Here is a 19,950-nt window from a genome sequence, read left to right on the forward strand (position 1 = left end):
TGAGGCTCGCGATGGCGCAGATGTGCTCTGCCGATACCCATGCCGCCAACATCGCAACGGTGACGGCGCTGGCCGCGAATTCGGCGGGGCAGGGGGCCAAGGTGCTGGCCCTGCCTGAGGTGGCGGGCCTGATGAACGCCAACCGCAAGGTGGCGCTGACGCAGGTGGTGGATGCAGCCGATGACCCGTTCATCGCCGCCTGTCAGGAGATTGCGGCCAAGCATGGGCTATGGATTCACACCGGATCGACGCCCGTTCTGGCCCCGGACGGTCGGTTCCTGAACCATTCCACCTTGATTGACGCGGGCGGCGCCATCAGAGCCGAATACGACAAGGTCCACCTCTTCGATGTCCAGATCGAGGGGCAAGCCCCCATCGGCGAGTCCAAACGCTATGCGCCGGGCGACGCGCTGGTCCTGGCCGATACGCCGTGGGGCGGGTTCGGGATGACGATCTGTTATGACCTGCGGTTTCCCTATCTTTATCGGACCCTTGGGCAGGCGGGTGCGTCCGTGATCTTCATCCCGTCGGCCTTCACGGTCGCCACGGGGCGGGCCCATTGGGAAACGCTGTTGCGCGCCCGCGCGATTGAGACCGGGGCTTTCGTGATCGCGGCCGCTCAATCCGGCAGTCACGCCGATGGTCGCGAGACCTATGGCCATGGGCTGGTCGTCGACCCCTGGGGCCAGGTGTTGGCGGATATGGGTGAGGGGGCGCCGAAGATGGCGCTTGTCGATCTGGATCTTTCGCTGGTGGGCAAAGCCCGCGCGCAGATCCCGGCGCTGGCAACGGGGCGCGACGTGCCGCTTAAACGGATGTGATCAGCCCGGCCTCATGGGCCTTCAGGCTGAGCCGCGCGGAAACATAGCTTTCGCGGCCCTTTTCTGTCCCCAACTCTGGGAATGCGTGTAGCAGATCGCCAAAGATCTCCCGCGCTTCGCGGTTCTGCACCATATCGCCGGGCTGGAAGCTTTCGGTCCAGGCGTTGTCGACGCGGATCACCTCATGGGCGTCGCACATGAGGTGAATGTAAGTGACGCGCTCGCAGGTCTTGGCGACCTCGACGCCGGGCAGATGGGTAAGGTGTTTGGCACGGACCAGCACTTGATCCGTGGCAAAAAGCAACTCGGCCTGCACGCCCTCAAATAGCATCCGATGCTGGGGCGAGACCTCCATATCGCGGTTCGGCACGCCCTTGCCCAAGGCGCTCTTGCGGATGCGGATCGGGCGCAGATGTGGCGCTTTGGCAAGGTCCACCTGCGTCAGGGTCTTCTTGCCGATCCAGCGGATCGACTGGAGGCCATTATCACGGGTCTGGATCAGGTCGCCGACGCGCAGATCTTCCACCTTGAAGGTCCCCCGCTCGGTCGCGACACGGCTGCCGGGCGTGAAGCAGGGGATCACCGTTTCGATATTCGAGAAGGTCAGCGTGGTGCCGTCACTGAACGTGACGGTGCCGTTTTCGGGGTTCAGACCATCGTAGATGATGATCGCGCCTTCATCGCCCAGGAACAGCGTATCGTTGTCGTCGCCGCCCTCTCCGCCGTCGATCACATCGCCCGAGCCGCCGAAGATCCAGTCGGCATCTGCGCCGCCCACCAAAGTGTCGCTGCCCTGACCGCCGATCAGGCTGTCCTGGCCCGTGCCGCCCTGGATGCTGTCATCGCCTTCGCCGCCGAAAAGCGTGTCATTGTCGGCGCCACCGTCAAGGCTGTCGTTGCCCTCTTCGCCATAGATGACGTCCGCGCCTGCGCCGCCTTCGATGGTATCGTCGTTGCCGGTGTTGATGAACGTCGTGGGGTCGATGGTCAGGTCGTTGGTGGAGACGACGGCAAAATTGTCGAACGCGTAGCTTTCGTCCGTCGCTGCCTGGTCGAGGGTAGAGCCGAAGCCCAGGTCCAGCGTCTCGGGCGCGTTTTCCACCTCGATCCGCACGCGGAAGCTTTGGTCCGTGGTCCAGCTTTCGCCGCTCCAATACCCGTTCTGCGCGGCATCGCCCAGGGATGTGAGCGAGACCGTGTAGGTGACACCGCCAATCGTAACGGTGTTCGTGCCGCCCACGGCGGTGTTGGGAAAGAAAGCCTGGCTGAAGATCTCTTGCCCGTTGGCATAGATCTGGAATTCCTCGTTATCCCAGCTGTCGATGCGGTGGAAATCGAACTCGATCACCGCGTCGTCGTAGGTGGGGTCAAAGGTCAGTGTCCGCTGGGCCTCGATATCCGTGGCCGAGGACGTGCCTTGAATGCGCCCGAGGACCGAGCCGAAGAACGGGTCGGTGTTGTCCGTGGGCGCGCCACCCCAGCCGCCGTCATTGCCGCCGTCGAAATCATCGGCATAGACAAGCGCGCCGTTGGCAGGCGTGCCGGTGCCGCCGTCACCGAAAAGCGTATCCGCACCGCTGCCGCCGACGATGCTGTCCGCCCCGTCGTTGCCCACCAGCGTCTGATCCGCGCCCGAGGCGCCTGCGTCGATGGTGTCGTCCTGGGCCGTGCCATCCACCCGCTCGATATTGGTGAATTCGACGCTGTCGGCTGATCCGGTGTCCGAAACGTCGCCCTGTTCGTCGCCGTCAAACAGCACGTCGATGCCCGTTGACATCTGGCTGAAGTCGAGCGTGTCGAGGTCATCGCCGTCCTCGCCGCCGTCCACGGTGTCGGTGCCGAAGCCGTCGGTGAATTGGAACAGGTCCTCTTCCGCGCCGCCAGACAGGCTGTCGTCCCCCGCGCCGCCGTCGATGGTGTCTGCCCCGAAATCGCCCGAGATCGTGTCGTCGCCCAAGCCGCCAAACAGGCTGTCGGCGCCGGTGCTGGTGAAAACCTGCGTGCTCGCGTCGGCGGGTGCCTCATAGACCTGAAGGATATCGCCGGTGGCGGGATCCAGCAGAACCCAGTTGGTTTGGGTGGTCGACGGCGTGGTGAAATCGCTGCCCGCGGGGATCGTGATGACAGGCACGGCAACGCCGGAAGCGTCGATCTGCGCCAATTCTACCGCGTGGGGCGCGTCGTTCTGGAATGTGACAGAGGTCGCCGTGCCGCCGGTGCCCGAGGCGATATCGAGCGGGTCGACCGCCAGTTGGTCGCCAAAGATCTGATCATTGCCCGCACCGCCATCGATGGTGTCGCCGCCCTGGCCGCCATACAGGATATCGTCGTCCGTCTCAGACGCCGTGTAGTGGACGTCTGTCAGATAGACGACCTGCCCGGTGGTGCCGCCGTTCTCGTAGATCACCTCGAACCGGGTGATGGGACCTGCGATCTCCACCAGGACCGAGCCGCCGACCTCGTTGGGATTGTCATCGCCCGCGCCGGTCACGGTCTGTCCGCTGACCACGTCGCCGATTGTTTCGGGCGTCAGCGTCACGGGCACCAGATTGCCGTTCGCATCATAGGCGTTGACGGTCAGGATATCTTCCCAACCGCCCGCGTCCACATCGTTGATGCGGAAGGACACGTTGGTCAATTCGACGTCGGCGGCGAAATCCAGCGTCGCCACATCCGCGCCGCCACTACCCCCAAGCGCCAGCCCTGATGTGGCCGAGAACGGGTCCGCACCTTCCACATATTGCGTGGTATTCGTGATCGCGGATTGGTTCAGCGCGCCGTCATTGGTGATGGTGACGCTGATGTTGGCGACGCCCGTGTCCTGGGTCATCCCGCCCGAGATATCGGTGCCGTCGCCCTCTGCGATCCAGCTGAAATTCTCGGTGGCCGAGTTCAGGGGGCCACTGGGACCGCCGGTGATGCTGTCGTCAGCCTCACCGCCATAGACCGTGTCGTCGCCGAAGCCCGCCTCGATCACATCCTCATCGCCGGTCGTGCCCGCGGTGCCGTCGTTGTTGTCGACCTGTTCCAGGTTCGGATCGACGTAATTGGCGTCGATCAGATCGTTGCCGAGGGTGCCGTCCACCACGCCATCGGGGCCGCCGTTGACGGTCAGCGTCTCGATCCCGGTGAAGGTGGCGGTGGTGCCGTCGTTGAAGACGACCGTGCCGTTTTCCGGGTTCAGCGGGTCAAAGATGACCTCGGCCACGTCATTGACGATCAACTCGTCATTTGTGTCCGTGCCGCCCTCGCCCCCGATCACGACATCACCGCCGCCTGCGGTGATGATATCGTTGCCGTTGCCGCCGTTCAGCGTGTCGGCCCCTTCGCCGCCGATCAGGACGTCAAAGCCACTGCCGCCGTCCAGGCTGTCATCGCCCGCGCCACCCTCCAGCGTGTCGGCGCCGCTACCGCCCTCTAGCGTGTCGTTGCCGTCGCCGCCCTCCAGGCTGTCACGGCCCGCGCCGCCGTCAATGCTGTCCTGCCCATCGCCGCCGTCCAGCGTATCGCGGCCCGACCCGCCCAGAAGCGTGTCATTGCCCGAGCCGCCATCGAGCACGTCATTGTTGTTGCCGCCATCCAGCAGGTCATTGCCGAAACCGCCGGTGATCGTGTCGTTACCCGCTTCGCCGAACAGCTCGTCGTCGTCCGTGGGCACGGCGTCGAACTGGATGTCGCCCACCAATCCAAGTTGAGCGTCAGTCCCGGCGTTGGCGTAGATGATCTCGATATTCGCGACGGGGCCCGCGATTTCGACCAGCACAGAGCCCAGGGGATCGTTGTAGCCCGTGGCCCCGGGCCCGGCGGTCACGGTATTGCCATCCACGGTATCGTTGCCCGCGGTTGTCAGAACAACGGGGATCAGGTTGCCCGCGGCGTCATAGGCGTTGATCGTGAAGACGTCTTGCCAACCCGCTTGGTCGATGTCGTGCAGGCGGAAGGCGACATTCTCGACCTCATTGGCAAAGCCCGAGCCGCCGACGGCGGAGAAATCGATATCAACCGTCCAGACATCGGCGCTGCCGTCGCCGCGAATGGCCAGGTTTGAATTGGCGTTGAAGGTCTCGCCCGTGGCCAGATAGGTCGGATCGGTCTCGACCTGAGCGGTCGTGCCGCCGCCGTTATTGGTGAAGCTGACGGCCACATCGATGCCGCCGGTGTTCTGGGTGAAACCCCCGGCCAGATTGGTGCCATCGCCGCCCTGGGCGTTCCAGTTGAGGTCCAGCGCTGTGGGGGTCAGGGATGGTGCGCCACCGTCAATAGCATCGTTGCCACCGCCACCGGTAATGGTGTCGTTGCCCGCAAATCCGGTGATGTCATCGGCGCTGCCTGTGCCGGTCAGACCATTGTCTGTCCCGTCGCCGTTGATCGTTGCCATTACTTACCACTCGTCTCGGCTCTGCGGCCGATTGCTCTTACCCGGTCAATTTAGAGCGAATGCATGACGAAATTGAGGCAAAGAAGCGCAGAATGTGGCAGAAATGTGGCGCGGGAATAAAAGCCTTTGATCAATGGGTTACGCGGTGTTTCGGTTGTCCTCCAGGACAAGGTCCGAGGCCTTTTCGCCGATCATGATGGCAGGCGCGTTGGTGTTGCCGGACACAATCTCGGGCATGATCGAGCAATCGGCGATGCGCAGCCCGCTGATCCCATGGACCCGAAGACGCGCGTCCACGACGGCGTCCGCACCCTGGCCCATCTTGCAGGTGCCGGTGGGGTGGTAGATGGAGGCCGTGTTGTTGCGCGCCCAATCCAGCGTCGCCTCATAATCATCCATGTCGAGGCTGGCGTGGGGCCGAAACTCCTCGCTGATTTTGGAGGTCAGCGGCGCATGGCGCGCGATCTTGCGCGCGATGTTGACGCCCGCCACGACGGTCCGGCAATCAGTCTCGGTCGACAGGTAGTTGGGGATGATCTTCGGGTACTGCCGGGGGTCTTTACTGGCCAGGCGGATCTCACCCTTGCTTTCGGGGCGCAGCTGACACACGGACATGGTGAAGGCACTGAACTTGTCCGCGCCCTTGCCGGGGTTCTCGGCCGACAGCGGCTGGACGTGGAACTGGATATCGGGCGTTTCCAGATCATCGCGAGTGCGCATGAACCCAGTCGCCAGGCTGGCGGCCATGGTCATCGGACCAGCCCGGAACATCATGTATTTTAAGCCAATTCTGGCCTGACCGATGAGGCTGGAGACCTCATCATTCAACGTCGGCTCATTGCATTTGTAGACCAGCCGCGCCTGCAGGTGATCCTGCATGTTCTTGCCCACGCCGTGGAGGTCCTGGACCACCTCAATGCCGTGTTCGGACAGCTGCGCGGCCTCGCCGATGCCGGAGGTCATCAGCAGTTGCGGCGAGTTGATCGCGCCGCCGCACAGGATCACCTCACGGCCCGCCTTGACGATGACCTGGTTGCCAGAGCGGTCGGTATAGGCCACGCCGGTGGCTTTTTTACCGTCCAGCGTCACCCGGTCCACTTGTGCATGGGTGATGATCTTCAGGTTCTCGCGGGAGCGCGCCGGGTTCAGGTAGGCCACCGCTGAACTGCACCGACGCCCATTGCGCGAGGTCAGCTGGAAATAGCCCACCCCTTCCTGCGTTGCGCCGTTGTAATCGGGGTTGAACGGGTAGCCCGCGGCCTGCGCGGCGGCGACCCAGGCGTCGGTGATGGGCCGTTGGATGCGCATGTTGGAGACCGAGAGCGGGCCTTCGTCGCCATGGAATTCATCGGCGCCACGCTCGTTATGCTCGGCGCGTTTGAACAGGGGCAGCACGTCGTCCCAGCCCCATCCGGTGTTTCCCATCTGCCGCCAGCGGTCATAATCCTCGGCCTGACCGCGCACGTAAAGCAACCCGTTCAGCGAAGATGAGCCGCCCAACACCTTGCCGCGCGGCCATTCGATGGACCGGCCATTGAGGCCGGGATCAGGCTCGGTCTTGTAGCACCAATCAACCTTTGGATTATGAATGGTCTTGAAGTAACCTACGGGAATGTGGATCCATGGATTCCAGTCGCGACCCCCGGCTTCGAGCAAAATGACAGAGTTCCGCGAATCGGCTGATAGCCGATTTGCCAACACACAGCCGGCCGATCCGGCGCCGACAATCACGTAATCCGCTGATACTTCGGTCATAGTTGCACGTCCTTGGTCACTTTTTCAGCATTGGAAAGATTTCACTTGCCTCCTAGACCATAAGTTGACCAAGATTGAGACCACAAGTATCAATTTTGCGCATTATTGGGAGGTAAGCGAAAATGAAAATGAACGCATCCAAAGCCCTGGCACAGATCTCACGCCGAGATCTGATGAAGCTGACAGGCACGTATGGCGTTTCGTCCGTTGTTATGGGCGCCGCCACATTGACCGGTGCGGTCACCCTGCCGCGTTTGGCACATGCTGTGGAATCCACGTATGATCGCCGCTACGGCACCGAAGCTCAGTACGAGCTGAAGTTGGGCGCCGCTGGTTTCAACCAGCGCAACCTGCTGATCGAGCGTGCCGGTGTTCTTGAGTTCGCCCGCGACCTCGAAGAGCGTACCGATGGCGCGATCCGCATCGAGTTCATCGGCGACAACGCAATCTGTGGTCAGCTGAACTGCCTTGAGCGTGCTCAGCTGGGTGTTGTGGACTTCTATTCCGCATCCACACAGAACTCTGCCGGTTCCGCACCGTACCTGAACGTGCTGGACTACGCCTACATGTTCCGCTCGCGTGCGGACCAGTACCACTTCCTCTACAGCCCTGAGTCCCAGACGCTTCTGCGCGATCCGCTGGAGCGGATGCACGGCGTTAAGTTCCTGTTCAGCCACGCAGAACTGCGCGGCCTGCAGATGGGCTCCACCTTCGCAGAGCGTGACACGGTCACCCAACTGGAAGAGCTGTTCGGCACACGTAACCGTGTGACGGGGACGCAGCTTGGCCGTATCGCCATGAACCTGATGAACCTCAACCCGACGCCCATCGCGTGGGAAGAGACCCTCGACGGTCTGCGTCAGGGTCTTGTTGACGGTGCAGAAACCTGGGCCTCCGCTGTGGCATACGCCAACATGAGCCCGGTGGTCAGCCAGTCGGTCGACCTGAAGTTCTTCTGCGGTACCGAGCACACCGGCATGAACGCGGAACTCTTCGACAGCATGTCCGGCGAGTTGCAGGACGCGATCATGGAATCCGCGTATCTCACGCAGGTTCACGTGCAAGCGGCCAACGAAGCGGCCCTGGTCAACACCGTGGGCTTCACCGATCCGCCGATGCCCGGCACGATCTTCGCCGAGAACGACGTCCGTGTCGCCAAGCTCGCCGAAGACCAGATCCAGATCGCTCGTGAGATGTGTGCGCCTGAGTACAATCCTGAGCCCTGGGCCGAATGGCGCGAGCGTCTCAACAACTGGCAGGGTGGCGCAGACACCTACCAGGAGATCTACGACGTTGCACGTCAGATCCCTGCTGATACGCTGGCCGAGAACGTTGAGCCCCGTCGTTGGTGGCGCGGCTAATCCCTTTGGGATTTTAGGAAAACGGATGACGGCGGGCCTTCGGGCTCGCCGCATCTGCTCTGACAGGCGGGGCACGCGACTGACCTCGTCCAACATAACTTCATAAGCCGGGGAGGGGCCGATGGGAGAGATTTTCACCGGTATGGGTGCGATCCTTGCTGCGTTAGCCGATGGCGATGCATGGACGATCCGAAGTGCAGTCAACACAGAAGGCGCGTGGGGCTTGGCCCTAATTGCCATGTTGTTAGGCGGCTTCATCATCATGATGGTCTACCGCTATGTTCCATTCATTGAACGCAATCTTGAACCGACCGTCATGGTGGTCTCGTACCTGACCATTGGCGGCATTATCTTTTTTGGCGTGATCCAGCGGTTCGTGCCGGGCATGCTGGGGATGGACTTTTCCAATACGCCGCAGTGGCTTCAGCCCTGGCCTTGGACTACGACGCTTCCGCCCTTCCTGTTCCTGGTGATGACCTGGGTCGGGTGCAGCTATAACGTGAAGCTGCGCACGCACCTGTCGTTCAGCGAATTCCGCACCAACATGCCGCGCCCCGTTCAGATGGTCCTGCTCAGCGTCGATGCGCTACTGTGGATGGGCTTCTCTTGGGTCGTGCTTGTGACCGGCACGCGCCTGGCCGTGAACGCGGCCTCCAACTTCCAGATCGTGCCCGGCACCGATGGCCTCATGCAGTGGTGGTTCATCCTCGCGGTGCCCATGTCCTTCGTCTTCCTGATCGCCCGCGTGATGGAAAACTGGTCGCGCGACTTCAGCAATTTCCGCTCGGGCAACAAACTGATCGAGCAAGCCGTGATCGGAGGTGACACATGACCGACGGTACAATCATCACCCTCATCTCGCTTGGCGTGACAGGGTTGTTCATGCTGGGTGTCCCGGTGTTTCTTGTCATCGGCTACTGGGTCATCGGCATGTCCTTTGTCCTCGGCCTGCCGCTGGACAATATCGCCGCCGCGCTGAGCCGCGTCTTCACCGACGGTTTCGCCCTTCTGGCCATGCCGCTCTTCATCCTGACGGGGGACCTGATCAACCGATCCGGCATCGCCCGGCGCCTAACCGACTACGCCTATGCCTGTTTGGGCTGGATCCGGGGCGGCCTGGCCATGGCGGCCCTTGGCGCTTGCGGCCTCTTCGCGGCCATCTCGGGCTCCAACTCGGCCACGACAGCCACCATCGGCTCCATGCTCCACCCAGAGATGGTCAAAGGTGGCTTTGATGAACGCTTCTCGGCAGCCACCGCTGCTGCGGGTGGTACGGTGGGTATCATTATCCCGCCGTCGATCATCTTCATCGTCTACGGCTTCTTGATGAACCTGCCGATCTCGGACCTCTTCGTGGCGGGCATCATCCCCGGCTCGTTGATGGTGCTTGCGATGATGACCGCGTGTTTCATCGTCTGCTTCCGCAACAAATGGGGCTACATCATCGACCTCAATATCTTGCGGGTGATGAAAACCGGCGTCGGCGCCTGGCTTGGCTTCTTCGCCATCGGCCTTGTGCTTTGGGGCATCTACACCGGCAAGTTCTCTCCGACAGAGGCAGCTGGCGTGACCGTGGGCTTCTGTGTCTTCGTGGGCTTTGCCTGCCTTGCCATCACGAAGATCGTCAGCCTGTCCAACCCCGGGTTTGAGACCCGCGAAGATCGTCCGGTGGACGAGCGGAGCTTCGGTGGCATGTTGGTCGTCGGGGGCTTCAGCCCGATCGAACTGCCCTCCATCACAATGCGCTCGGCGCAGATCACCGGCATCCTTGCGCCGCTGATCGCCGTGTCCGTGGTGATGCAGCAGGTCCTCTCGGACCTCGGTGCCCAGGAAATCCTGACCGAGTTCGTGACCTCGATGGGCGGCTACTACGCGGTGCTCTTTACCGCCATGGCCATCGTGTTCGTCTTCGGTATGGTCCTGGAATCGCTTCCGGTTACGATCATTCTTGCGCCAATCTTGGCCCCCATCGCCCATGATGTGGGCGTAGAGCCGCTGCAATTCGCGGTGGTCTTCCTGGTGGGTGCCTCTATCGGGTTCATTACGCCACCCTACGGCTTGAACCTATACGTGGCGTCAGGGGTGACAGGGGTGCCATACTTCAAGCTCCTGCGATACACATGGGGTTACCTGTTCGCACTGATCTCGATCTGGATCATTGTGGCACTTGTGCCGTCGCTCTCGACGATGCTACTGCCGGATCTCTAAGGGAGGCCCCGATGGACGGAGACCGTCCACGCGACACAATACCGACCAACCTCCGGCTCCTGATGGTGCTGGAGGAGGTCGCACGTGTGGGGATCCCCGTTACGCCGACCGAGGTGAATGCCACCCTGGAACTGCCCAAACCCACGATCCACCGCCTCTTTGCGACGCTGGAGGAAGAGGGGTTTTTGCAACGCGACATGGACGGGCGGACCTATTCGCCCGGCCCCCGGATGCGGGTCCTTGCGGCCTCGACCCTGTCGTCGCTGCGCATCCGCACCGCCCGCCAGGCGATCCTGCGCCGCCTCAGCCGCGAGATCGGCGAGACCTGCAACATCGCCCTGCCGGACCGCGACAGCATGTTGTATCTGGAGCGCGTGGAAACCGAATGGCCCCTGCGCATTCAACTGCCCCAGGGCACCCGCGTGCCCTTCCACGCGACCGCGTCGGGCAAGATGTACCTCAGCACGCTGGCGCCCAACCATTTGCAACGCTACCTTAATGCGGCGTCGCTTACCGGGCACACGGAAAACACGATCACGGATCGCGCAATGTTGATGGCCGAGTTGGAAGAGGTGACCCGAAGCGGCTACGCCCTGGACCGGGAAGAGTTCATGTCCGACATGATCGCCCTTGCCGTGCCGATCATGGAGGCCAATGACCGCCTCATGGCGACGCTGTCGTTCCATGCGCCCACGCAGCGCTTCGACGTGGCGCGGGCGGTCACCTATGTCGACGCCCTCCGCGACGCATCGCGCGAGTTGTCGCTTCTGGTCGCCGCAGACGCGGGCGCCTGACGTTGCCTCAAAGCCCTGCCCAATCCTGACACTTATAGCCAACAGCACTGCGCGACTACGGAGACCCCTCAAACCTGGGGTTTGAGGCTTTGCCCGCGACGGGAGAGGAGCGCTCTCAAACGGCGCACCAAATATGACGGCCCCCGGATCAAGACGTAGACACCGCTCAGAGAGGCGGGCAGGGGCCAGGCCACGACGTCCTCCTGGCAGATCAAATGCGCCTTCAACGCCCATATCCCAGTCCACGGCGATGCATAGAGATGGCGCATTTCCAACATGTCGAAGATGAACCTCAGGTCGCCCCAGAACCGTTTGGGCTCAACCAGCGGGCGATCAATGCGCCCGACAGAGTAGCGATAAAGCGCCTGGGCTCGGGGCGACATCTCCGGGGCGTAGTCGGTTCCCAGGAACGTGTCGCAAAGCTTCAGGGCGGCGGTCACCGAATTGCGCTCGGGCGTGGTGGCGACCGCCTCCAGGATGCGCGCGCGCCTCTCAGGGCCAAGCTGGTGCAGGAACGCCGCCAATTCCGCCAGCCATTTCAACCGCATCCAATGGTGCGAGCTTCCATGCACACAGAGGTACAGCACCGTCTGCTCGTCGCCCATCGTTTGCATCTCGGTCGCGCCGACGACGGTGACGGTCTGGCGCTCAAGACGGCTCTCGATCCCGTTCAGCAAGGCCTTGGTATTCGTCAGGCGCCAATGCAGTTCCACCAGAGTGCCGGACGGCCCGATAAGCGACAGATCCTTGCAATAACGGATCACCGCGCGGGCCTGTTTCTGCGTGAACGGCAAGCCATCGCCGGATCTGCGATAGCCCTTCTCCTGAAGCGCGAAAATCGCCTGCACTGCCTCCGCTTCAACGACAAGAACGTCCAGGTCGCGGCTGAATTTCCGGGCGACGCTTCCAAAAGCGATCTGCCCCAGCACCGGACCCTTGATGTGCACCGGTGTGATCCCCGCCGCGACGAGCGTCTTGTCGACGGCGATGCATTCCTGGGTCAGCTGCAAGGCGTGCAACGTCTGCGCCTTCGCCATACCCGAGACCCACTCGCAAAACGCCTCGGGCACATTGCTCTGGCCCCGAACCGCCCCGTGGACCAAGGCGACGACACGGTGGCGCATCACGGCGTCGCGCACTTCGTCCCAATCCGCGACCCCTTCGGCCGCGTGGCGCACGGCTTCCCGGGCATCGGCATCGATGGGCCAGCGGCAGCAGGCCGCCACAAACCGGGTCGTGTCACGCATGGGATTTCCCTTTCACGCCAGACAAGCGCGGTGCCGAAACTTGGCTTAGCCGCTGGTTTTAAACGACATTCACCAAGCAGAATGATGTGCGCTATATGCTGTCGATGTTTTGCGCTCTATTCAAGCCGCCTCTACGACTTTCGCCCCAACGGTTGGAGAGGTTTCTGCGGTGGCCCAAGGTGCGCTCACGGGCGCGCCCACCAGCACCCGCATTTCGCCGCAATCGGCCTCCGTTTCAAGCCCAGGGTCTATCCTCCGACAGGCACGCATTCAACGCAGTGCCCTGCGGTCGCGACGGCCAACGCACCCATTCTGGAAGGGATTTCGCCCTCGGCCAGCTGCGCCCTTGTGCTGCGTCCAGAACTTTGTTAGCCGCAGCCGTCGTGAGGTTGCGGTTCACCCGCAGAAGCGCTCCAGGCGAATTAGGCATTACAGGACGCTGCTTTCTTTCGGCTTCAAAAGTATTGAGTGGTCACGATGCCCATCAAAAGTCAGCAAGTTGCACGCGCATCCAAGGGGCCAAGGGCCAAAGGGTCGAACGCCCGGCGGCTCGAAAGTGGCAAAGGGTAAGGCGATGTCGGACCTGCTCGTCGATTACAAACCAAATGATATCTTGAAAAGGGTAGGCTCTTGAAAGTCTTTAAATTGCTGAACATGTTTGGATTTGATGCCCGCAAAATGGGTAAATCCATTGCGGCCCTCCCAAGGTTCTATTCCGACTACAAGCATCTGAAGACTGCCCTGGCAGAGCAGGACGGCGGCCTCGAAATCGAGCGGTTCTACCCCGTCCTCATGGAAAGCGCCGAGCCCTCGGGGGAGGCGACGGGGCACTACTTCCATCAAGACCTCTTGGTCGCCCAGAAAGTGTTTGCGTCAGACGCCGCGCGGGTCGTTGACATCGGCTCGCGTGTGGATGGATTTGTGGCCCATGTGGCGGCATTTCGGAAGATCGAAGTCGTCGATTTCCGCGCGCTCGAATCCGGCCATGACAACATAGCCTTTCTGCAATGTGACGTGATGGAAGAGGGGGCGACGAGCCAACTCGGAGAGTCCGATCTTGTCACCTGCCTGCACGTGTTGGAGCATTTTGGACTGGGGCGCTACGGCGATCCGATTGCAGCCGACGGACACCTTCGCGGCCTGCGCAATCTGGAGCGTATGGTGGCGGACGGTGGCAGGCTTATCCTGAGCGTCCCCATTGGCCGCGAACGCATCGAGTTCAACGCCCACCGGATCTTCGCCAGCGGCACCATGCCGTCGCTGATCTCGGACGCCTTCACCTTGACCGACTTCTCCTATGTCGATGACCGGGGCGATCTGCACACCAGCGTGGACCTCGTCGCGCAAAAGGACAAGCTGGATGCGATGCACTTTGGCTGTGGCATCTACGATTTCCGAAAGGCCTAGCGACCAAAGCGCGCGACCGTTACCTCACGCACACCGGTACGCCCCATGATGGCCCACCCCGCAACGCCCTGAACGGCACATAGCAGTCAGAAAGATTTGATTAGGATGCTTCTCAAAACGCCAGACACCGCGCATGCAGGTGTGGCCCGTGGGCATTGCGCAGGGTTGGGTGGTATAGAACCGGAGCACGGCATCGCTCCCGCCAGGTCAGTGACCCCGCGCGCGGTGCGGCGCCGGATGAGCGATCAGGGTGGTGATCGTGGTTGATGCCAATGCGCGCCCGGATGCGATGACAGAGCTGCCGCAAACCGGGTCGTACCCCTATCATTGCCCTATTCTCAGTCGGCCTGATCTTGGCGTGCTGCGCGCTCCGGGGCCGGGGCTGGGGAACTTGCTTTTCCCAATCGCGCGCGCGTTGACGGGGCAACAGGAGCAAGGTGGGACATTCGTTTTCCCAACCATGCGGCAGATCAAGATCGGGACACTCCTCCGTTCTGAGCGCGACAAACGCACATACGGAGAGATCTTTCGCCGCCGAACCCTGCGCGAAGCCGCCCATTGGGCAAAATCGCAAACCCTGCCGAAAGCGGCTGAGGAAAGCGCATCGCCCACCGCCAAAGCCATCGGCTACACCGGGATGGCGCAACAGTTCCACAGCTTGCCCGACGATTGCACCGTCATCCGGGATTTCCTGATCCGCGCCTCGCGCCACCCCGTCACCGACGCGCGGTACGACATCGCCATTCACTTCCGGAAGGGCGACTTCCAGCCGCCCAAAGAGGGGCACGCCCGCCAAAGCGTGCAACTGCCCGTCAGCTGGTATCTTTCGGCGTACCGCAAGGCCTGCGACTGGCTGGGGAACGACCGGCCCAGTGTCATCTTGTTCACCGACGGTGACCCCCAGGCGACAGCGGCAGAATTGGGCATCGAAAACATCGCGTTCGAGCCGCCCGGCAATGCGCTGACGTCCCTTCTGGCGATGTCCCAGTCGCGCGTGTTGATCCCCTCGCGGTCCACGTTTTCGCTTTGGGCACAGTACCTGGGCCAAAGCACGACCTTCTGGCCCGAGGGGTTTGACCTGAAGGCGTTCAAGCGCGTCGATCCCGCCGCCGATCTCTGGGTCTGACCGATCATGGGGGGCCTGGTCACACGACTAACCGCGCCATTGCGGAAGTTCTCCGCCCGCTTTTCCTATTTTGGTGTCTTGTCGCTGGCCGAAAGCCTTGTGCTGGTGGTCAGCTACTTCGTGGCGCTTCGGATGCTCATCCAGCACTCCGGCATCGAATATGCGGGCCTCTGGTCCCTGACCATGGGTTTCGTGACGCTCATTCGGGTCCTGGACCTGACCGGTGCCACCGGTTTGGCGCGGATGGTAGCGCTGAAACGCGATGATCCGCGTCAGGCGGCAGAATACATCGATACGCTCAGCCTGATCGTCCTGGTGTTCTATTCTCTATTTGTGATTGCCAGCTATGTCCCGCTGCACCGCTTCTTTGAATCGTTTCTGGAACCCGCAATGCAGGCCGAAGGCCTGGCTGTCTTTGCCGTGGCGATGATCGCGCTGCCGATCAACCTGGTGAACGCGGCGCAGATCAGTGCCGTTGATGGGATTGGGCGGGCGGACATGCGCGCCATCATCAACATGGCATCGATGGTCTTGTTCCTGTTTCTGACGTGGATATTGCTGCCGCAATACGGGATCCTGGGGATGGCCTATGCGCAGATCTCGCAGTTTGCCGTGGCGCTTCTGGCCTCCCGGATCTTTCTGGCAAGGTCGGTGTCGGCACTCTCATTCCTGCCCTTGGCACTCTCCAAGACCGCCGCTGGCGAGACTCTGCGCTACGGCGCGAAACTGCAGCTGTCTGCCATTCCGATGGCGATTTTTGATCCGGTCGCGCGGGTGCTTTTGGGGCGTGTCGCAGGGCTCGAATTTCTGGCCCACTACGACATCGCCTACAAATTGGCGGGGTACACGCGCAACCTGGTCCGGGCCTACCTCACCCCGATGCTGCCCCAGTTTTCGCGCCTCTCCGTGACCGATGAAGAGGCGGGGCGGCAGTTGCTGTCTGAAACCAGCGTTTCCATCGCCCGCGTTGTCTCGGTCCTGTTCGTGGCGTTGATCGCGGCTAGCCCGCTCTTCAGCCTCTTCATGTTTTCCGAGATCTCGTATGAGTTCATTCTGTTCACCGCAGCCCTGTCGCTGGGTTGGGGATTGACCACATTCGGCCTTGTCACACAGCTTTACGCCCGCGCCTGCAACGTCCTGCGGTGGAGCATCATGGGCCAATGGGCCATGCTGGCGCTGTTCGTGCCCGCCATCTTCGCGACCTCCGCGTATCTGGACGACATCTACCTGCCAATCGCCCTGTCGATCGTCGTTTTGGCGGGCCACGCGTTCGCGTTTTTCGGTGAAGTGCGCAGCCTCAAGCTTGCGCCGTTTGCGTCGTCCAAATCCTTGCTGCCCTGGGCGGCAGGGTTTATCGGTATGGCTCTCGTTGTGATCGTGGTCACGTTGATGCAACTGGCGGACTGAGGGGCAGGCCCATGACAGATGCGCAGATCAATGACGCCGCCGCGACGCCTGCCGCCAGATCTGTCCACGTTCTGCAACCCGCTATCCCGACCTACCGCTACGACTTCTTCGACCGCCTGGCAGAGGCTTATGCGGGGCGCTTCTTTGTCCACGCGTCACAGCAAGACCTCGGCGCGCTGACGGAAAATGGGATTGAACGCGCTTGGGTGCGGCAACTCGGGCCGATCGGCCGGCTTCTGCCGGGCGTGACATGGCAGGCGGGGGCCGTTGGCCTGCCGCTCAAACGCCATGATGTGTTGATCCTGTCGGGCGCGCCGCGCACCCTCAGCAACATCGTGCTCATGCTGCGGGCCCGGATGATGGGGGTTCATGTCATCTGGTGGGGCCACTACCTGAGCCCGGGCAGCCCGTTCTGGCGAAGGACGCTGCGCATCGCCTTGATGCGGCTCGCCCACGGCGCGCTGTTCTACACCGATGATGAGATCACGGCCTATCGTCAAAGCCCGGCCGGGCGCCGCGATAGGCGGGCGATTCATGCCTTGAACAACGGGCTGAACACCGACCCCATCAACGCACACCGCCTTGCCTATGGCGCCGCCGACCGTCCCAAAGATCTGCTGTTCATCGGTCGCCTGACCGAGAAGTCGGGCATAAAACTGGCCATCGAGGCTCTGGCCAACCCGAGCCTTTCCGACGTGCGCCTTCAGGTCATCGGCTCCGGCGAGCTGGAGGCCTCCGCAAGGGAGCAGGCCGAAAGCCTGGGTCTTGGCGACAGGATCATATGGAACGGCGCGCTTGTGGACGAGGCGCAGATCGCCGCCATCGCGAACCAATGCCGGGCCTTCGTCTATCCCGGTGCCGTGGGCCTCAGCCTGATCCACGCCATGGCCTACGGGCTACCGTCGATTTTGCACGGCAACACCCTTGGCCACATGCCGGAAATCGCAGCTTTCAAAGACGGCGTGACCGGCCGGGCGTTTGATCCCGGTGATCCGGCCTCCCTTGCGTCAGTGACGGGCGATTTGATCAATGATGCCGCGCAGTTGGATCTTTTTGCGACATCGGCGCTGAGCATCATTGAACGCAGCCATAATTCGGCGGACATGGTGGCGCGGTTCAAGGATGCCGTTTCCGCCTTCCCCTGACCCGGACGTGCGATTGACGCAGGCTTAAGCCGCCGTGCTTTGCGACATCTTCGCAAATCGCTGTTGCCGTGCCTCGCGATCTTGGAACCGTGCCAGCGCGAAGGCGACCGCCGTCAAGGCAAACAATTTGTCCGCCCCCCAGATGCTGCCTGAAAACTGTGCCGCAATGAAGGCTTGGACAAACGCAGCCGACAACAAGATGTGCCGGTCCGAAAGCTTGGTGGCCAAAACAACAAACAGGTTGAAGAATATGTAAACGCACAGGGCCAAACCAAACACGCCCATCGCCATGCCTGCCTCGATGAAGACGTTGTGCGGCCAGAAGCCCATGCCGAATTCCGGATCAAGGAAATACTTCCCGATCAACGGCGCCTCCATCATGTCGTTGATGCCGGAAATCTGAAGCTGCAACCGGATTAGGACGGACGCATCCAGATCGCCTGTCACGCCTTGGAGCCGCTCAAACACCAGGTTGTCGCGTGGGATCATAAGGGCGGCCACCAGCATCACGGGCAACATCTGAGCCAGCCGTTTCTTGTTTGAAACCGTGATCCAGAGGACCCCGAAGATGAAGGCAACCAGGGGCCCGCGTGAGCCTGCATTCAGAAGAATGGGGATCGACAGGACAACGATCAACAACGCGGCAAACTTATAGCGCAGCCCCGATTGGCTCAGCGCCAGATAGATCCCGACAAGCGACGCTGTTGCAGCCAGGTGCCCCAGGGAAATTGGGTTCAAGGCGACCAAGGACGCTCTCTCACCAACTCCGGTGATGATCGCCCCCCTGGCGACCAATAGATAGTATCCGGCGACCAACCCCAAAGAGACCCAGTAAAGCCGCATTGCGAAGTCGCGCTCGGAAAACCGCTCGTCAATCGCAAGGGCCACCGCAAGCGTCGGGATCAGCGTAGCCAGTAAGAAGAAGGTCAGCGCTTGAGCTGCGTCGGGATGCAACGCGAACAGATGGTCGTAAAACAACCGGCATAGGTAAAGCGCGAGAAACACGCCGAGCGACAGGCGCAATGAGCCTCGAAGGGGCGATAACATGCCCGAGCAAATCAGGGAAACCGCGAGCAGCACGACAAATGCGCGGTAAGGTCCCGTGATGGCCGTGGAGTCCACGCCCGCAAAATTGACAAGCATGGCCGCGGCCGGGTAGCCCGCCAAGATCAACACCAGCAGCCACGTGACCGCCTTTGACCGTGCTGATCTGATCTGGATCTTCATCGCAATCCTCAACTGAACTCACCAGATGGCTGTTGAGGCCATGGGGCGCGCCGACAAACGGGCTTCCTCTGTACGGAAACTCGGCAGATCGGGCCACAAGGGGGTTTAAGCACTTCGGGTTGGGGCTGTCAAAAGGGCTCCACGAAGCATCGGGCATTACTCGTCAGGGTTTGCCATGGCATGGGTTGGCAGAGATGGCCCTCGGACCCCAGCGCGGCTTGGGTGGCTAAGGGTGAACCACGCACAGGCAAGACCGCTTGGGCGTCAAGATCCGCGTTAGATACGCCATGTCTTCCGGGTCATCCGAGGCCCCATGAGTAGTCTTGCGCCGACGCTTCAATTAGTCCGGTTCCGCTATTGCGCGCATTGGACCTCATGGCTAAACGTCTGTTCGGCAAATGACATAGTTTTATGAGCGGTTTTCCAACATGGCGACAGTACAAAAATACCTTCCCGAGGGTCTCTACAAACGCTTGCAGCGCGTAAAACACCTTCGCGAATGGGCGGGGCGGGGCTATTCCGAGCACGCGCCTCAGTTCGTCAAGGAAGGCCTGTTCATGCGCCACGGCGTGCCCAACGCCACCTGGATCGAGACCGGGACTTTTCTGGGCACAACGACCCGTTTCCTGTCCCAGCGCGCGCCCAAGGTTTACACGATTGAACCAAGCGATCTCTATTACCGTCGCGCGCTTGAGACGTTCAAAGGCCAGAACGTCGAGGTGATCAACGCCCCCAGCGAAGACGCGCTTCCCAAGCTGTTGCCAGAGCTGACGGGGCCGCTCAACTTCTGGCTCGATGGCCACTACTCGGCAGGCGAGACCTACAAGGGCGAAATCGAGTGCCCGGTGGAACCTGAACTGACGGCCATCGCGGCGAACCTTGATCATCTGGATGCCGTGTCGATCCTGATCGACGACGTGCGCCTCTTCTTCCGGGACGAGACGACGCACGAGGATTACCCCTCGCTGGATTACCTGGTCGACTGGTCGCGCGAGAACGGGTTCGAGTGGCGGATCGAGCATGATATCTTCATCATGAAGCGGATTGTTGGCTCTTCGAGCAATCAACAATAGG

General features: G+C 61.7%; 14 protein-coding genes. 10 read left to right on the forward strand and 4 right to left on the reverse strand.

Annotation, left to right across the window (positions count from 1 at the left end):
- Positions 1–11: 11 nt before the first annotated feature.
- A complete protein-coding gene (locus tag AC6I9R_RS05000) occupies positions 12–821 on the forward strand; it encodes a carbon-nitrogen hydrolase family protein (RefSeq protein ID WP_461427725.1) in 810 nt (269 codons plus the stop codon).
- Here the strand turns inward: AC6I9R_RS05000 and AC6I9R_RS05005 are convergent.
- Together AC6I9R_RS05005 and AC6I9R_RS05010 are read right to left on the reverse strand one after the other, a co-directional pair.
- On the reverse strand, positions 808–5,199 hold the full coding sequence (locus AC6I9R_RS05005; RefSeq protein ID WP_461427726.1) for a Hint domain-containing protein: 4,392 nt from the start codon (positions 5,197–5,199) through the stop codon (positions 808–810). The genes AC6I9R_RS05000 and AC6I9R_RS05005 overlap by 14 nt on opposite strands.
- A 138-nt stretch (positions 5,200–5,337) precedes the next feature.
- A complete protein-coding gene (locus tag AC6I9R_RS05010) occupies positions 5,338–6,954 on the reverse strand; it encodes a GMC family oxidoreductase (RefSeq protein WP_461427727.1) in 1,617 nt (538 codons plus the stop codon).
- 128 nt (positions 6,955–7,082) lie between these two features.
- On the opposite strand from AC6I9R_RS05010, the gene AC6I9R_RS05015 reads away from it, so the two are divergent.
- From AC6I9R_RS05015 to AC6I9R_RS05030, 4 genes are all read left to right on the forward strand, one after another.
- Entirely contained in the window at positions 7,083–8,315 is a 1,233-nt protein-coding gene (locus tag AC6I9R_RS05015; protein ID WP_461427824.1) for a TRAP transporter substrate-binding protein, read from the forward strand.
- Positions 8,316–8,436: 121 nt separating this feature from the next.
- Complete coding sequence (locus AC6I9R_RS05020) at positions 8,437–9,147, forward strand: TRAP transporter small permease (protein WP_461427728.1); 711 nt, start codon at positions 8,437–8,439, stop codon at positions 9,145–9,147.
- On the forward strand, positions 9,144–10,523 hold the full coding sequence (locus tag AC6I9R_RS05025; RefSeq protein ID WP_461427729.1) for a TRAP transporter large permease: 1,380 nt from the start codon (positions 9,144–9,146) through the stop codon (positions 10,521–10,523). Before AC6I9R_RS05020 ends, AC6I9R_RS05025 begins: the two co-directional genes overlap by 4 nt.
- A gap of 11 nt (positions 10,524–10,534) precedes the next feature.
- Entirely contained in the window at positions 10,535–11,317 is a 783-nt protein-coding gene (locus tag AC6I9R_RS05030; RefSeq protein WP_461427730.1) for an IclR family transcriptional regulator, read from the forward strand.
- Between the two features lie 68 nt (positions 11,318–11,385).
- On the opposite strand, the gene AC6I9R_RS05035 is transcribed toward AC6I9R_RS05030, so the two are convergent.
- Entirely contained in the window at positions 11,386–12,564 is a 1,179-nt protein-coding gene (locus AC6I9R_RS05035) for a nucleotidyltransferase family protein (protein ID WP_461427731.1), read from the reverse strand.
- A gap of 654 nt (positions 12,565–13,218) precedes the next feature.
- On the opposite strand from AC6I9R_RS05035, the gene AC6I9R_RS05040 reads away from it, so the two are divergent.
- The 4 genes from AC6I9R_RS05040 (at position 13,219) to AC6I9R_RS05055 (ending at position 17,649) form a co-directional block, all read left to right on the forward strand.
- Positions 13,219–13,971: a DUF268 domain-containing protein gene (locus tag AC6I9R_RS05040; protein WP_461427732.1), complete on the forward strand. Its 753-nt coding sequence runs from the start codon at positions 13,219–13,221 to the stop codon at positions 13,969–13,971.
- Between the two features lie 460 nt (positions 13,972–14,431).
- Entirely contained in the window at positions 14,432–15,097 is a 666-nt protein-coding gene (locus AC6I9R_RS05045) for an O-fucosyltransferase family protein (protein ID WP_461427733.1), read from the forward strand.
- Between the two features lie 6 nt (positions 15,098–15,103).
- A complete protein-coding gene (locus tag AC6I9R_RS05050) occupies positions 15,104–16,504 on the forward strand; it encodes an oligosaccharide flippase family protein (RefSeq protein WP_461427734.1) in 1,401 nt (466 codons plus the stop codon).
- An 11-nt stretch (positions 16,505–16,515) separates the two neighbouring features.
- Positions 16,516–17,649 carry a glycosyltransferase gene (locus AC6I9R_RS05055; RefSeq protein ID WP_461427735.1) on the forward strand — a complete coding sequence of 378 codons (1,134 nt, stop codon included), beginning with the start codon at positions 16,516–16,518 and terminating at the stop codon, positions 17,647–17,649.
- A 24-nt stretch (positions 17,650–17,673) separates the two neighbouring features.
- Here the strand turns inward: AC6I9R_RS05055 and AC6I9R_RS05060 are convergent, their stop codons facing one another.
- Complete coding sequence (locus AC6I9R_RS05060) at positions 17,674–18,876, reverse strand: O-antigen ligase family protein (RefSeq protein ID WP_461427736.1); 1,203 nt, start codon at positions 18,874–18,876, stop codon at positions 17,674–17,676.
- Positions 18,877–19,304: 428 nt separating this feature from the next.
- On the opposite strand from AC6I9R_RS05060, the gene AC6I9R_RS05065 reads away from it, so the two are divergent.
- Positions 19,305–19,949 (forward strand): hypothetical protein, encoded by a 645-nt coding sequence (locus AC6I9R_RS05065; protein WP_461427737.1) that lies wholly within the window; start codon positions 19,305–19,307, stop codon positions 19,947–19,949.
- The last annotated feature ends 1 nt before the right edge of the window (position 19,950 follow it).

Source organism: Gymnodinialimonas sp. (genome assembly GCF_059726805.1).

Coding starts and splice junctions, on each gene's coding strand:
- AC6I9R_RS05000 (WP_461427725.1), top strand. CDS start 12: ATGGCGCAGATGTGCTCTGCCGATACCCATGCCGCCAACATCGCAACG.
- AC6I9R_RS05005 (WP_461427726.1), bottom strand. CDS start 5,199: ATGGCAACGATCAACGGCGACGGGACAGACAATGGTCTGACCGGCACA.
- AC6I9R_RS05010 (WP_461427727.1), bottom strand. CDS start 6,954: ATGACCGAAGTATCAGCGGATTACGTGATTGTCGGCGCCGGATCGGCC.
- AC6I9R_RS05015 (WP_461427824.1), top strand. CDS start 7,083: ATGAACGCATCCAAAGCCCTGGCACAGATCTCACGCCGAGATCTGATG.
- AC6I9R_RS05020 (WP_461427728.1), top strand. CDS start 8,437: ATGGGAGAGATTTTCACCGGTATGGGTGCGATCCTTGCTGCGTTAGCC.
- AC6I9R_RS05025 (WP_461427729.1), top strand. CDS start 9,144: ATGACCGACGGTACAATCATCACCCTCATCTCGCTTGGCGTGACAGGG.
- AC6I9R_RS05030 (WP_461427730.1), top strand. CDS start 10,535: ATGGACGGAGACCGTCCACGCGACACAATACCGACCAACCTCCGGCTC.
- AC6I9R_RS05035 (WP_461427731.1), bottom strand. CDS start 12,564: ATGCGTGACACGACCCGGTTTGTGGCGGCCTGCTGCCGCTGGCCCATC.
- AC6I9R_RS05040 (WP_461427732.1), top strand. CDS start 13,219: ATGTTTGGATTTGATGCCCGCAAAATGGGTAAATCCATTGCGGCCCTC.
- AC6I9R_RS05045 (WP_461427733.1), top strand. CDS start 14,432: ATGCGGCAGATCAAGATCGGGACACTCCTCCGTTCTGAGCGCGACAAA.
- AC6I9R_RS05050 (WP_461427734.1), top strand. CDS start 15,104: ATGGGGGGCCTGGTCACACGACTAACCGCGCCATTGCGGAAGTTCTCC.
- AC6I9R_RS05055 (WP_461427735.1), top strand. CDS start 16,516: ATGACAGATGCGCAGATCAATGACGCCGCCGCGACGCCTGCCGCCAGA.
- AC6I9R_RS05060 (WP_461427736.1), bottom strand. CDS start 18,876: ATGAAGATCCAGATCAGATCAGCACGGTCAAAGGCGGTCACGTGGCTG.
- AC6I9R_RS05065 (WP_461427737.1), top strand. CDS start 19,305: ATGGCGACAGTACAAAAATACCTTCCCGAGGGTCTCTACAAACGCTTG.